At 54.9% G+C, this 13,398-nt stretch carries 12 protein-coding genes; 4 read left to right on the top strand and 8 right to left on the bottom strand.

Features of this window, described 5'->3' with window-relative positions; all coding sequences use genetic code 11:
- Position 1: 1 nt before the first annotated feature.
- From folC to pdxB, 8 genes are all read right to left on the bottom strand, one after another.
- A complete protein-coding gene (gene folC, locus NCTC9997_RS04605) occupies positions 2 to 1,327 on the bottom strand; it encodes a bifunctional tetrahydrofolate synthase/dihydrofolate synthase (RefSeq protein WP_064977434.1) in 1,326 nt (441 codons plus the stop codon).
- Positions 1,328 to 1,384: 57 nt separating this feature from the next.
- Complete coding sequence (gene accD / locus NCTC9997_RS04600) at positions 1,385 to 2,323, bottom strand: acetyl-CoA carboxylase, carboxyltransferase subunit beta (protein WP_039046037.1); 939 nt, start codon at positions 2,321 to 2,323, stop codon at positions 1,385 to 1,387.
- Between the two features lie 129 nt (positions 2,324 to 2,452).
- A complete protein-coding gene (locus NCTC9997_RS04595) occupies positions 2,453 to 3,103 on the bottom strand; it encodes a DedA family protein (RefSeq protein WP_039046036.1) in 651 nt (216 codons plus the stop codon).
- Between the two features lie 183 nt (positions 3,104 to 3,286).
- Entirely contained in the window at positions 3,287 to 4,072 is a 786-nt protein-coding gene (truA, locus tag NCTC9997_RS04590; RefSeq protein ID WP_010862122.1) for a tRNA pseudouridine(38-40) synthase TruA, read from the bottom strand.
- A gap of 150 nt (positions 4,073 to 4,222) precedes the next feature.
- Positions 4,223 to 7,918: a FimV/HubP family polar landmark protein gene (locus NCTC9997_RS04585; RefSeq protein WP_064977433.1), complete on the bottom strand. Its 3,696-nt coding sequence runs from the start codon at positions 7,916 to 7,918 to the stop codon at positions 4,223 to 4,225.
- A gap of 110 nt (positions 7,919 to 8,028) precedes the next feature.
- Complete coding sequence (locus NCTC9997_RS04580) at positions 8,029 to 8,220, bottom strand: hypothetical protein (protein ID WP_064977432.1); 192 nt, start codon at positions 8,218 to 8,220, stop codon at positions 8,029 to 8,031.
- A 73-nt stretch (positions 8,221 to 8,293) separates the two neighbouring features.
- The gene (locus NCTC9997_RS04575) at positions 8,294 to 9,307 is read right to left on the bottom strand and encodes an aspartate-semialdehyde dehydrogenase (RefSeq protein WP_010862124.1); all 1,014 of its coding nucleotides are present in this window, start codon (positions 9,305 to 9,307) and stop codon (positions 8,294 to 8,296) included.
- 71 nt (positions 9,308 to 9,378) lie between these two features.
- On the bottom strand, positions 9,379 to 10,506 hold the full coding sequence (gene pdxB, locus NCTC9997_RS04570) for a 4-phosphoerythronate dehydrogenase PdxB (protein ID WP_064977431.1): 1,128 nt from the start codon (positions 10,504 to 10,506) through the stop codon (positions 9,379 to 9,381).
- Between the two features lie 355 nt (positions 10,507 to 10,861).
- Here pdxB and NCTC9997_RS04565 point away from each other — a divergent pair, with 355 nt between their 5' ends.
- The 4 genes from NCTC9997_RS04565 (at position 10,862) to NCTC9997_RS04550 (ending at position 13,392) form a co-directional block, all read left to right on the top strand.
- The gene (locus NCTC9997_RS04565; protein WP_197665242.1) at positions 10,862 to 11,254 is read left to right on the top strand and encodes a DUF2170 family protein; all 393 of its coding nucleotides are present in this window, start codon (positions 10,862 to 10,864) and stop codon (positions 11,252 to 11,254) included.
- A 10-nt stretch (positions 11,255 to 11,264) separates the two neighbouring features.
- Entirely contained in the window at positions 11,265 to 11,957 is a 693-nt protein-coding gene (locus NCTC9997_RS04560) for a PspA/IM30 family protein (protein WP_064977430.1), read from the top strand.
- 257 nt (positions 11,958 to 12,214) lie between these two features.
- Positions 12,215 to 12,853 carry a YjfK family protein gene (locus NCTC9997_RS04555; RefSeq protein WP_010862128.1) on the top strand — a complete coding sequence of 213 codons (639 nt, stop codon included), beginning with the start codon at positions 12,215 to 12,217 and terminating at the stop codon, positions 12,851 to 12,853.
- A 128-nt stretch (positions 12,854 to 12,981) separates the two neighbouring features.
- Positions 12,982 to 13,392, top strand: coding sequence for a DUF350 domain-containing protein (locus NCTC9997_RS04550; RefSeq protein ID WP_010862129.1), 411 nt, complete (start codon positions 12,982 to 12,984; stop codon positions 13,390 to 13,392).
- Positions 13,393 to 13,398: the final 6 nt, after the last annotated feature.

The raw sequence follows: 13,398 nt of genomic DNA, 5'->3' as shown, positions 1-13,398 counted from the left end.
GTTAGTCCCTCGGTTGGTTATTGCGGGCGTCCAGCGCCTCCATGACATGGGCTACAGTGTAAAACGAGCCAAACACAATCACCAAATCCTGTTCATCCGCTTGCGCCATTGCGCTGTCCCACGCCTCAACCACCGAGTCGTAAGCGTGCGCGTGATCCGCCGGTAAATGGGCTAACAGCGCCTCACCCACTTGACCACGTGGGCCTTCTAATGTTGCGCACAGCCACTGGTCGATATGCGGCACCAACACGCTGAGCGCGCCAGCCACGTCTTTATCAGCCAACATGCCGACCACGCCATAAACGCGGCCGGTTTTCGGCTGCTCTTGCAGACGAGCGGCCAAATAGCGCGCTGCATGTGGGTTATGCGCCACATCCAAGATCACGCGCGGTTTATCCTGAATTTGCTGGAAACGCCCCGGCAAGGCGGCTTGTTGCAAACCGGCGCGAATAGCCTCTTCGCTTACCGCTAAGCCACTCATGTGCAGCGCCGTCAGCGCGGTGGCCGCATTAGCCAGTGGCACTTGTGGCATAGGTAAATGCGTCAACTGATGTGTGCCACACTGCCACTGCCACTGCCACTCGCTTTGCGTGCTGTGATTTAGCGCACTGCTCGCGTCATCGGCACTTGGCTGGCGAGCGTAATTCCATTCATGACCGACACGCAGCAGCTGCGCACCAACCTCGGCAGCCACAGTGGCAATCGAGGCTGGCATATCGGGTTCACCGACGATCGCAGGCTTTGCGCCTCGTAAGATCCCAGCCTTTTCACGGCCAATGGTTTCACGGTCATGGCCCAGCCAATCGGTATGATCCAGATCGATACTGGTGATCACCGCCACATCGCAGTCCACCAAGTTAGTGGCATCTAAACGTCCGCCTAAGCCGACTTCCAAGATCACCACATCCAGCGCGGCATCACGGAACAGTTTCAACGCCGACAGTGTGCTGTACTCAAAATAGGTCAGGGAAACGTCACCGCGGCCAGACTCAATCCAGTCAAAGGCTGCGCTGTGCAAAGCTTCATCCAACTCTTGGCCTTGAACGCGTACCCGCTCGGTATAGCGCAGCAAGTGAGGCGAAGAGTAAACGCCCACGCGATAACCGGCTTGCAACAAGATGATTTCCAAGGTGCGGCAGGTGGTGCCTTTACCGTTGGTACCGGCGACCGTGATCACCAGCGGCGCCGGTTTTTGCAGAGCCAGTTGCTGGGCGACCTGACGGATCCGATCCAAACCCAGATCGATAGTGGTGGAGTGCAAACTTTCCAGATAAGAAAGCCACGTGGCCAGAGGCGACGTGGCTTGAGGACGGTTCATGCTGTTCATTAGCCTGTTATCCGGCGCGGCCCACAGGCCGCGCGTTAGAAAATGATGAAGTCCGTTTTATTCGTCGTCGGCTGCTGGTTCGGCCGCAGTTTCGGTCGGCTCAGCCTCCACTGGTTGCGGACGCTCGGCTGGGACAACCAGAGGCGATGTCTGCCCGGTCATCTTCGCCAGCAAACCGGCCAAACGCTGACGCATTTCCAAGCGAGGGATGATCATGTCGATCGCCCCTTTTTCCAGCAGGAATTCACTACGCTGGAAGCCCGCTGGCAGCGTTTCACGCACGGTCTGTTCGATAACGCGCGGGCCGGCAAAACCGATCAGCGCTTTTGGCTCACCGATGTTGATGTCGCCCAGCATAGCCAGACTGGCGGAAACCCCACCCATGGTTGGGTCAGTCAGTACCGAAATGTACGGCAAGCCCAGCTCGCTCAGGCGCGCCAGGGCAGCACTGGTTTTCGCCATTTGCATCAGCGAGAACAGCGCTTCTTGCATCCGCGCACCGCCACTGGCAGAGAAGCAGATCAGCGGGGTTTGCAGCTCAATGGCTTTTTCCACCGCACGTACAAAACGCGCACCCACCACGGAGGCCATGGAGCCGCCCATAAAGGAGAATTCGAACGCGGCACAAACCACTGGCATGCCCATCAGGGTACCCTGCATGACCACCAGTGCATCTTTTTCCCCAGTCTCTTTCTGTGCGCTGCTCAGACGATCTTTATAGCGCTTGGAATCCTTGAACTTCAGGATGTCCTTTGGCTCTAGCTCTTCACCGAATTCAACGGTAGAGCCTTCATCCAGCAGAGTCAGTAAACGACGACGCGCGGTAATACGCATGTGGTGTCCGCATTTCGGGCAGACTTCCAGATTGCGTTCTAACTCCGCACGATACAGAACTTGTTCACAACCGTCGCATTTGGTCCACACGCCTTCAGGAATACTGGCCTTGCGTGAGGAGACAATATTGGTTTTGTTGATAATACGCTCAATCCAGCTCATGGACGACCTTTCAACCTTGTGTGTTAACGGCACCGCCTGGCGCACTGTAAGCTCAGGAAATGCCGCACATTAAACCACAACAGATTAACACTGTGGACAAAAAACTGGTCATACCCGACCAACCCGATTTCAGCTTGCCGTATTTTTGCGGCGGCGCTGACGCCAATACTCAATCAGCCCCGGTAGCACCGATACAAAAATAATACCGAGGATCAGTAATTCTAAATTTTGTTTCACCACCGGCATGTTGCCAAACCAGTAACCGGCATAGACAAATGCGGTGACCCAGACGATGCCGCCGGTCACATTAAACAGCGCAAAATGGCGATAACTCATTTTGCCCATTCCGGCGACAAACGGCGCAAATGTCCGCACTATCGGTACAAATCGCGCCAGAATAATCGTTTTACCGCCATGACGTTCATAAAAGGCATGGGTGCGCTCTAAGTACGCCTGCCGGAAAATCCGTGACTGTGGATTGCTAAATAAACGCTGCCCGAATAAACGGCCAATGCTGTAATTTACCGCATCACCCAAAATGGCCGCCACAATCAGCAACGCCACCAAGGTATGGGGATTCATCTGTCCGGTCGCGGCCAGCGTACCGGCGACAAACAGCAAGGAGTCGCCCGGCAAAAATGGGGTCACCACTAATCCGGTCTCGCAAAAGACGATCAGAAATAAAATGGCGTAAATCCAAATCCCATAAGTGGCTACCATGGCGGCCAAATGCACATCAATGTGCAGTATAAAATCAAACATGGTCTGCAGCAGACCCATAGCTCACATCCTTGCTGGTCTTCCGTGCTAATAAGCGCAGCGCTAATGACGCTGCGCGTCTCTTTTTTATTACTTAGCTATATTGTTACTTAGCTATGCTTATGAATTATCTATTGTTACTGCTTCTATGTCGTGCTGATTAGCATAGGTTTCAGTGCTACCGAAGCAGCGCCGAAGACGAGACTAATCCAGAACAAACAGAGGGCCCGGCGCCGGTTTTGGCAGATTAAAGTGTTCAGGGTAATCCACTTCCACCAGATACAGGCCTTCAGCTTTGGCTGTTGCTGCCGCCAAATTACGATCTTTTACCGCCAGCAGCCATGCAATCCACTCTTCCGGCTGATTACCGGCGCCCACTTCCAGCAAACTGCCGACGATATTACGCACCATGTGATGCACAAAGGCGTTCGCTTTGATATCGACAATCACATAGTTGCCTTGGCGCGTGACTTTCAGGTGGTGCACATTGCGCCACGGGGTACGCGACTGGCACTGTACCGCACGGAAAGAGGTAAAGTCATTCTCTCCCAGCAGATATTGCCCAGCACGCTGCATTTTTTGCTCGTCGAGCGGCAAATGGTAATGAGTCAGACCGCGACGCAAAATCGCCGGACGGTAGCGATGGTTATAGATGATATAGCGGTAACGGCGCGCCGTTGCACTAAAGCGAGCGTGGAACTCATCAGAGACCGGCTGCACCCAACGCACGGCAATGTCATCCGGTAAGTTGGCATTGACGCCCATCGTCCACGCGACATCTTTACGCACGGCATCGGTATCAAAGTGAACCACCTGACCGGTGCCATGCACACCCGCATCGGTACGCCCAGCACAAAACACATCCACCGGATGATTGGCGACTTTCGACAATGCCTTTTCCAGACGGCCTTGTACGCTGTCCACTTCCTGCTGACGCTGCCAACCGAAATACCGGCTGCCATCATATTCAATGCCCAGCGCTATACGCATAGTCCACTTACCTTCATTAACTGAGTCTACTGCAAGCATTTACTGCGAAAATTTACAGTAAAAGAAACGCGATATTATAAACAAAAATACGGTGCCTCTCAGCACCGTATTTTAGGCTCTTACCTTGATATCACCGTTATCCGGCGATTTTCAGGCCATTTCCTGCAGCATTTTACGCGCTTGCGCTTGTTGCTCAGCACTGCCTTGCTTAAGCACCGATTCTAGCAGCGGTTGTGCGCCTTCAGGATCATCGATATCCAGATACGCACGCGCCAAGATCAGTTTGCCGACCAAATCATCGTCCGCTTCAGTCTCTTGCGCTTCGGCTTCGACAAAGCTTTGGGTAAAGGCATCGCGCTCTTCTGGCGTCACCTGTACCGCAGCATCCATCAGGTTATCCTGCGCCGCCCAATCCTCATCAGCAGAGGCAGGCTCTGGCGGTAAGGGCATCCGCCACTCATCGGCTGGCGCGGACATCGGTGCGGACAAATCAAAATCGGCCTCGGTCATCTCCGGCAAATCCAGCAACTGCTCAGCAAACAGCTGTTTTTGCTCTTCCGGTGTCAGCAAACTGTCGTGCGCGCGGTAATCGCTTAAACGCGCTGTCTGCGCGGCAGCGTCAAGCTCATCATGCAACGGGTTCAGGCTCGCTGAGTGCGCAGAAGCCGTCGTGTCCCCCATCGGCACAGAAACCGCGCTCGCATCGGCTGGCACTGTTTCTGATACTTCTGGAGTCTGTGGCTCTGACGTCTGCGGTGCACGCTGACGCGCTCCGGCTAACGCTGCGGCCAAGGCGCGTTCCGTTTCCGAACGAAACGGTTCTGATTCAGAATCAGGCTCTGATGCCATATCGGGCATATCTTGCATATCCGCCACTTCAACCGGTTCAGCGGCTGCCTTGGCAGAAGACATCTCTGTCGGCAGCTCGGTGTCATCGGCGACGGGCTCGCTCAATGTTGACGTTGCCGACTGAGCGTCTGGTTGAGTATCCATCCCTCCTGCCGCGCTTTCATCGGCCAGCAGTTCCGTGCCCAACAGATCAGTCTCTAGCATCTCTGTCGCCAGCAGCTGCGGCTCAGGCAAGCGGGTCTGCGCTAATGTTGGCGCAGGCTCATCCGGCGCCGCCACGGGCGATGCTAATTGCAGGTCATTGTCATCGGCCAGATCAAACATGTCTGCAATCTCGGCGGCGGAGGACTTAGCGGCGACAGGCAACAGCTCAGGCTCGGCGCTTTGCTCGGTATTATATTCGGTACAATACTCAGCACTATGTTCCGTACTGTGCTCATCTGACGCAATCTCGGTAACAGCAAGGTCATCGGCCGTGGCTGTCGGCGCGGCCGGTATCTCTAGCGCGTGGTCTGCCGCCGTATCGGTTTCCGGCAGGTTCAGCTCTGCGGCTACCTCCGGCTGCATTGCGGCAGCGACTGGCGCGACCGGCTCAGGCTCACGCGGTGCACCGGCAGGCGCTGCAGCTTGCTCTGGCGTCTGCGCAGCGGCTTGTGGCTTCGACTGCGCGGCAACATCAGCCTTATCCGCGTTGGCAATCTCATCATCTACCGCGGATGGTACTGGCGCTGACGGTATCGTCTCGACCGATTTAGCCTCGACCGATTGTGCCTTGACCGGTTTTGCAGCAGCAGAGGCTGCGACAGATGCGGCCAATGCACTGGCGGCGATCGCTTGCGCAGACACCGGTGGTTTATCCGCTCCGTTAGGCTGAGCAGGTGCGGTGTTGTCCGGTGCAGTTGGCGCCGGAGCCGCTACCGCAGGCTCAGTCTCCGGCTCAGGCTTTTTTGTCTGTTCCGGCTCAGGCGCAACAGCGCTCTGCGATTTTTCTACCGTAGCCACAGGCGCCGCTTTCGCCGCAGGACTTAACGATTCAAACAAATCCTCATCGCTCAGCGACAATATTGGGTCTTCATCATCCATATCGGCCAGCAGACGAATATCGTCATCCTGATCCAGTGGTGAACCGTTAACCAGTGATGGCGTTGACAGGATCACATCAACAATCTCATCACCGCCCAGCATTTCGTCATGAGCCAGATCCAAGTCCACCAGCGAGGCCAACTCGGCGCTTTCTGGCGCGCTTGACGTGCTGCCCGTTGGATGCGCTAAGTCAAAATCATCCTCATTGATTTGCTCGCTCTTGGCGTCGCGACGACGGCTATTGAGCAGGGCCTCATCATCATCTTCCGGCGTATCGTCATCATCCAGACCCGGTAGCGATGCAAACAGCGATGGCGGCTCCGGCAACTCAATGGCCGCAGGCGCGCTATTTTCCGCCGGATGCTCGGAGGTATCCGTGTCTTCCCATGGCATCTCCATGTCATCTGGACGGCTTAGATCAGGAGTATCATTGCCCAGCGCAAAGGCGGCTGCGCCACCAAAGTCTTTAGGCTGATGCTCTTCAAATGCCTGAGACAGCAGCGCATTTTGTCGACGCTGACGCACGCGATACAGCAACCACAGCAATGCACCCAGCAACACCGGCGGGATCACGCCCACGCCAATGGCTAGCGGCCAGCTGCGTGACATCTGCTGGATCAGCGAGCCGGATGACTCTTCCAGCATTTTGTTCTTCATCCGCTCCAGTTCTAGTGCCTTGGCTTGCTCTTCGGCATGGGCCATCGCCTGACTGGCTTCTTTACGAAACGCGGCTTCATTATCCAGCTCAACTTGCAGCTGTTTAACGCGAATTTGCAGCTCGCTCACTTGATTAGTCAGGCTGACATTGTTTTCGGTCAGGCGGCTGATTTCAGTGGCCGAATCCACCAGCTGTTGCCGTAACTGCTTGGCCTCCTCGGCAGTCAGAGGCAACGCTTGCGCTTCTTTTTGCTCAGTATTGGCCAGCATACCGGCGGAGACTGCCAGTGGCACAATCGGCTGCGCTTGCTGCGCCAGTGGCGCGCTGCTAGCCAGCGAAGTGCCGCTAGTGACAGCGGCAGGTACCGACGCTGGAGTATCAGCAGGCACCGGCACATTTTCTAATGCCGCGTATCGCTCCGCCACATTACTGACCGGTGCAGTGTTAGTTGAGGCTGGGCTGGTTGACGCCGCAACACTTGGCGTCACCGCAGGTGCGGCTGGCGCAACGGGGCTATTAGCCGGCAACGGCGTGATCAGATCAGGCTCAGCCGTTGCAGCTTGCACGGCAGCAGTGGCCACACCGGCCGTTGCCGCTACAGCAGCGATTTTCTTGGCGCTGCTTGCCGCTGACGGTGTATTGGCCGCACTAATTGTTGATGCACGATTTTCAGGCGAGTTGCTCCCCGCCACATGGGTAGTCGCGAGCGGTTTGCTGACCGATGGCGCTACTAGGTTACTACGTGCCGCAGTCTTTTTATCTTGCGTTTTTTGTGCTTGTGCTTGCGCACGTTCACGCGCCTGTTTTTCTCGGCTATAACGCTCCCACGCTGGCTTTTCTCGCTCTAAGCGCACATTCACGGCTGCGGTATTTTCCGCCCGAACTTGGCTCAACGTAGGTAAACGCAAACGGCTACCCGGCTTAAGACCGTGCAGATTATCTAATTCAAAAGCCGATGGATTGAGGCGATACAGCGCCCCGATGGTTTGCTGCACCGACACTCGATTCGACGGGCGGACACGACTGGCGATCGACCATAATGTTTCCGATGCTTTGGTCGGGCCGTACACACGACCCCGCGACGCAGTGTGGCCGCTGGTCGCTGAACGTACTGGTGCCGGCTGGGTGATGGCCGTGCGTCCCTGAGCCGCGGAAGGTGTTCCGTCCGGCCCTACTACCTCCATCTGATACGCTGACACCGGCAGGGCGCAACCGGCCACTGCCCACAGCGCTATCAGACGCGCAATTTTCGTCATGGTCACAACTCATACCCTCTGAGACGAAAGCCAGTCCTTATTGAAATCACCGAGGTTACCGGCCAGATTATTCAGGCAATATCTGACTGCAATCTTCAATAACAACAGATTCAGGAGCTCTTATCACCGGACGGCAGCTTGACGCCATCCGGCACTGAAATTGGGTTTTCGACATGCTTTGCACATATCGCGGCCATTGCCGTGTATTTTTTTGACGCTTTGGCGTCGTCAGTAACAGACTGACCCCAGTTTAAAGCAAAAAATATGCCGGAGATCACCAGCTCCGGCATGATAATTAGCATAAATCACCCCGGCCAATACAGCCGCGCGTGGTATTTATGCAGCGCAGATTACATTTAGCGTTACAGCGACAAATCAGAGATAGTCGCGGATCAGCAACTCAGCGCTGTGCACGGCCATTAATGCGCCGCCAAACTGAACGTTGTCTGCCACTGACCAGAACTGCACCGCTTGCGGCAGACCATAGTCATTGCGCACGCAGCCGATGGTCAAATGTGGATTTTGCGTGGCATCGCCCACTGGCGTCGGGAAGGCGTCGCCTTCTTGCAGCTCGATACCTTCTACGTCACGCAGCATCTCGATGCATTCGAGCTGGCTCAGCATTTGATCGGTTTCCAGCATCACCGCTTGCGCGTTGCCGTAGAAGACCGGCGCTTGCACGCACTGCACCGCTACTGGCAGAGTTTCATCCTGCAGAACTTTACGCACTTCATCAACAACCCGGCGCTCTTCGCTGACCACGCCTTCGCTGTCCATACGCGCAGCACATGGCAACAGGTTAAACGCCAGTTGCGCTGGGAATAAGACCGGCTCGACCGGATAGCCATTCAGCAGACGAGTCGCCTGACCGGCCAGTTCGGTAACACCGCGCTTACCGAGTGCGGAAGCCGGTTGCAAGTTAGTCAGATTCAGACGCTGCAACACCGCTTGCTCCAGCAGTGGTTTCACGGCGGTCAGCGCTTGGCATACCGCGGCACCGGCCACAGCAATAATATTGCGGTTGCGGTATTCGCTCAGCATGTGCGGGTTAACGGTCGGTACCACCAATGGCACAGACGGATCCATCGCAAACAGGCCGCTGCTATCAATTACCAGACAGCCAGACTCTGCCGCCAGATCAGCATAACGGGCACTGGCTTCTTGCGACGCGACGAAAAATGCCAGTTGTACTTGCGCCCAATCAAACTCCTCGGCTGCCTGTACCGCGACGTTTTTACCGTTGAACAAAACGGTGTCCGCTTCATCCGGCTGGCTGGCCAGAGGAAACAGCTGACCCACCGGAAACTCGCGCTCACTCAGCAGCGTCAGCAGGGCCTCACCAACGGCACCTGTTGCACCCAATACTGCGATATTCCAACCTTCAGTCATACTGACTCTCTCCGCCCTGTTTTATTCTCTATTGCGATATGCCGGCATGGTACTGCTCTGTCAGTGACAAATCAGGCCACCCGGCTGGAAAACCCGATATTCTGCAGCAAATTTGCGGTTTGTGCATCATCGCAAACGACAGTGAGGGATGCCCACTCGCGTCGCTCGGGGTAAAACTTACGCAGACGGTCAAATTCGCCGTCAATGGCCGCGCCACGGCGCAGTGGCGCATCGTCGCGGCGCACGTCATACACCAGATGTACCAAGCGCGTCAGCATGGCTTGATCCAGCGCGCCGTGCAGACGGATTTCCGCCACATCCGGCACCGGTAACAAGGTACGAATATCGGCGCGTGGACTGCGACCTAACGATTCGCACAGCGCATCAAACACCTGCGCAGTACCGCGCGCTTTACCTTCTAAGCTATAACCGGCAATGTGCGGGGTAGCGACCGCCACATAGGGCAGCAAAGGCAGCATAATCTGCGGCTCGTTTTCCCAAGTATCCATAATCAGATGCCAACGACGCCCATTTTGCAGTGCGTTCAACAATGCTTGATTGTCGATGATCCCGCCACGACCGGCGTTAACTAAAATGCGATCATCTGGCAGCGCTGCCAAGACATCAGCGTCAATCATGTGGAAGGTTGGGTGTGCGCCGCGCTTAATCAGCGGGGTGTGCAGCGTGATGATGTCGGACTGTGCCAACAATTCCGGCAAAGTCACAAATCCATCCAGCCCTTCTCGCTCGGCACGTGGCGGGTCACACAGTAAGGTACGGATACCCAGCGCGCGCAGGCGCTGGTTCAGGCGCGAGCCCACATTCCCTACCCCAACAATCCCGACCGTTTTATCGCGCAGCTGAAAGCCATCTTGCTCAGCTTTAATCAGCAATGCCGAAATCACGTACTCCACCACGCCAATGGCGTTACAGCCCGGTGCCGAGGAAAACCCAATTCCGGCCTGAGCCAGCCACTCCAGATCGACATGATCAGTACCGGCTGTAGCCGTGCCCACAAACTGAACCGAGGTATCACGCAGCAAGTCAGCATTGACCTTGGTCACCGAACGCACCATCAGCGCATCCGCATCGGCTAATTCAGCCTGCGGCATAGGCCGGCCGGAAACAGGAAATACCTGTCCAACCTGACTGAATAACTCACGGGCGTACGGCATGTTTTCATCTACAACAATTTTCACGACCTGACTCCATCGGCATCGATTTTCTGTGATAAATGATACCATGCACGACAGCGATTGCGCCGGCGCCAGCCCACACTTGGCAGTGTGCTAAATGTCAATAAATGTGACAGAGGCCAAAGGCTTGCATCTTGTTGCCTATCATTGCGACCAACTTATGCGAAATTGTGCATTACAAGTCATTGATAATTTGAAACCTGGCCCCCATATCGGTGTCATACCTACCAGACTGTGATCGTTTTGCGCCGTCAAACGGCAACACCAAAAGCTGCGTGGGATAGACGCTACGATCATGTGATGGTTACCGGAAGGCAGCCTGATATCTGCCTTCGCCGCATCAATAACGGGAGATTTAATGATGCAATGGCAACTCTCTGATTTACTTCAGCACCTGCAAGCGCATGCCGGTTGGCATACCGAGCCGCAGGGCGATACGTTAGTGATCCGTAACGATGAAGGTCTGGAAGCCTATCTGGCCATTGCCGGTGAACAAATTCTGGTGGAAAGCCTGCTGTTCAGTGCAGCGCAAGTCAAAGATTGCGCCGCGCTGGATGCTTACATCCTGCGTACACATAAACTGTTTCCGCTAACCAGTATCGGGATTAACCGGATTGACGATACCGAATACTACACGGCATTCGGGGCGCTCTCCTCCCACTCCTCATTCGAGGCTATTGATGCGGAAATCGCGACATTATTCCGTAATATCGCCGCATTTATTGACCTTTACGACGATTATTTACAGTGAGTTATCCATTATGAGTATTTGGAAAAAGTTATTTACCGCCGTAAAAGGTGGCGTGAACGAAGCGGCTGAAACCATTGCCGACAGTCAGGCGCTGCGCATTTTGGATCAAGAAATTCGTGAAGCCAAAGAAGAGCTGCGTCAATCTGACAGAGCACTGGCCAGCATCATCGCCAAGCGCAAACTGTCTGAGCAGAAAGTGCAAGCGCTGGCACAAAGCATCAGCGAGTATGAGCAACATGCCATCAGCGCAATGGAAAAAGGCGAAGAAGCGCTGGCGTTAGAGTGCGCCGAGCGTGTCAGCAAGCTGCGCGATGAGCAAGAAGGCGAGCAGCGTTATCTGGATCAGTTCAGCCACTCGGCAGATACCCTGCGTAATAACATCACGCAGGCGAAAGAGAAACTGCGCCAGTTAGAGCAGCAAGTGGATGTGGTCAAAGCCACCGAAACCGTGCAAAAAGCACAAGCGGCGGTCTCTGCGCGTAACGTGGGCGCGAACTCCAAAATGCGCACGGCCGTAGAATCATTAGATCGCATCAAGCAAAAACAAGCCGAACAACAAGCCAAGCTGGAAGCGGCAGCTGAGCAATACGCCGAAGAAAGTGGCGATGCTCTGCAAGCGAAACTGAAGCAAGCAGGGATCACCGGCAGTGCCAATAATTCGGCCAAAGATGAACTGGCCCGCATTCTGGCCCGCAAACAGTAATCGCAGCCACCGGCTGCGCCGAGACGTTCCTATGACTCCGGGCATCCCTATCAGGTGCGCCGGGGTTTTGTCTTATTGACGGTTAAATAGCGTTAATAACGTCTTAACACAGCGCAACGTGTGATGCCGCACCTAGACTAGAATAGCGCGGTAGTTAGCATGAACCGTTAGCGCAAAAAATAGACGCTAACACAACAAGCTCACCATCTGTGGCATAACAACACTCCATAGCTGTCAGCATCAAGGTAGGACTGACTATGTTTGACTGGTTCAAAAAGAAAACCGCGCCAGCACCGACTACGCCCAGCACACCAGAAGTGCTCGGTCTGCGCTTAGGCGGCGTGGTGGAATTCGATGATCTGGCACTGCGCTTAATTGAGCCGCATGTGATTTTTGAAGGTGCGGCGCGCAGCCAGATTATTCAAGCGGTAGGTGAAGTGAAGCTGGACGATAACAGCCGCCTGCTGCGTTTTTACACCGATGATGAAGGCTTTATTCAGGTTTTACAGCAAGGTGGAACCGAAGACAGCCACGTCATTGATGTCAAATTGTGGTATTTTTATCAGACGCAAGCGGTCGATACTCAGGCCAGTTGGGATGATTTGCTGCAAAACGGCATTGTGCGCAGCGAATGGTCACTGGAAGGGGAAACCTTCGAGAAGGTGTGGCATAACGAGCGGCCGGTCGCCATGACCGAGAAAACCTGGAATGCCGGTACCCTGTACCCGTCGGAAACCGATCAATTCATTATGCTGTATCAACGGCATGTGAATGATTCGCTGGATGAGTTCGTGATGATCTCTGCCGAAGAAAAACTGATCTTCAACGATCAGGAGCGCGCATTGGTGATCAGCACCGGGATTAACCTGACCCCGACCGACTTTAAAGTAATCTAACACTACCGCGACGTACATTAACGCAGCCTAAACCTGCGTGATGGAAAAGACGTGTTTACATCACGCACGGCATTTCACCGCGTAAAATGACGTGCGATTTACCATATAGGCAGCTGCTGCCAAGGAGAATGACTGTGGCGTTACTGGCCGGACTCGGATCTTTTGCTCTGTACTTTTTTACCGCACTCATCATGTTGATGGTGTTTAAGTGGGCTTATGTGCGCGTCACCCCTTACGATGAGTGGGCGTTGGTTAAAGAACAGAAGAATGTTGCAGCGGCGGTGACGCTGGCCGGTGCCTTTATCGGTTACAGCTTGGCCATTGCCAGTGCCGCCAGTAATTCCGTCAGCCTATTTGATTTTATTGTCTGGGGCATTGTGGCGCTGTTTGCCCAGATCATCGCCTTCCTGATTGTCCGCTTTGGCTTGATGCCAAGCTTTGTCGAGCGGATCAACAACAATGAAATTGGCGCAGGCATCGTGATGGCCGGTATGTCCGTGTCCGTCGGTTTGCTGAACGCCGCCTGTATGACCTACTAAAGGAGA

This window comes from Plesiomonas shigelloides (assembly GCF_900087055.1).
Lineage (GTDB): Bacteria > Pseudomonadota > Gammaproteobacteria > Enterobacterales > CAMTGL01 > Plesiomonas > Plesiomonas shigelloides.
Note: the sequence above shows the minus strand (reverse complement) of the source record. Positions and strands in the feature narration are given on the sequence as shown.

What these genes read in the sequence shown, in the direction of transcription:
- folC (WP_064977434.1), bottom strand. Translation starts at nt 1,327, where the DNA reads ATGAACAGCATGAACCGTCCTCAAGCCACGTCGCCTCTGGCCACGTGG.
- accD (WP_039046037.1), bottom strand. Translation starts at nt 2,323, where the DNA reads ATGAGCTGGATTGAGCGTATTATCAACAAAACCAATATTGTCTCCTCA.
- NCTC9997_RS04595 (WP_039046036.1), bottom strand. Translation starts at nt 3,103, where the DNA reads ATGGGTCTGCTGCAGACCATGTTTGATTTTATACTGCACATTGATGTG.
- truA (WP_010862122.1), bottom strand. Translation starts at nt 4,072, where the DNA reads ATGCGTATAGCGCTGGGCATTGAATATGATGGCAGCCGGTATTTCGGT.
- NCTC9997_RS04585 (WP_064977433.1), bottom strand. Translation starts at nt 7,918, where the DNA reads ATGACGAAAATTGCGCGTCTGATAGCGCTGTGGGCAGTGGCCGGTTGC.
- NCTC9997_RS04580 (WP_064977432.1), bottom strand. Translation starts at nt 8,220, where the DNA reads ATGCTAATTATCATGCCGGAGCTGGTGATCTCCGGCATATTTTTTGCT.
- NCTC9997_RS04575 (WP_010862124.1), bottom strand. Translation starts at nt 9,307, where the DNA reads ATGACTGAAGGTTGGAATATCGCAGTATTGGGTGCAACAGGTGCCGTT.
- NCTC9997_RS04565 (WP_197665242.1), top strand. Translation starts at nt 10,862, where the DNA reads ATGATGCAATGGCAACTCTCTGATTTACTTCAGCACCTGCAAGCGCAT.
- NCTC9997_RS04560 (WP_064977430.1), top strand. Translation starts at nt 11,265, where the DNA reads ATGAGTATTTGGAAAAAGTTATTTACCGCCGTAAAAGGTGGCGTGAAC.
- NCTC9997_RS04555 (WP_010862128.1), top strand. Translation starts at nt 12,215, where the DNA reads ATGTTTGACTGGTTCAAAAAGAAAACCGCGCCAGCACCGACTACGCCC.
- NCTC9997_RS04550 (WP_010862129.1), top strand. Translation starts at nt 12,982, where the DNA reads ATGACTGTGGCGTTACTGGCCGGACTCGGATCTTTTGCTCTGTACTTT.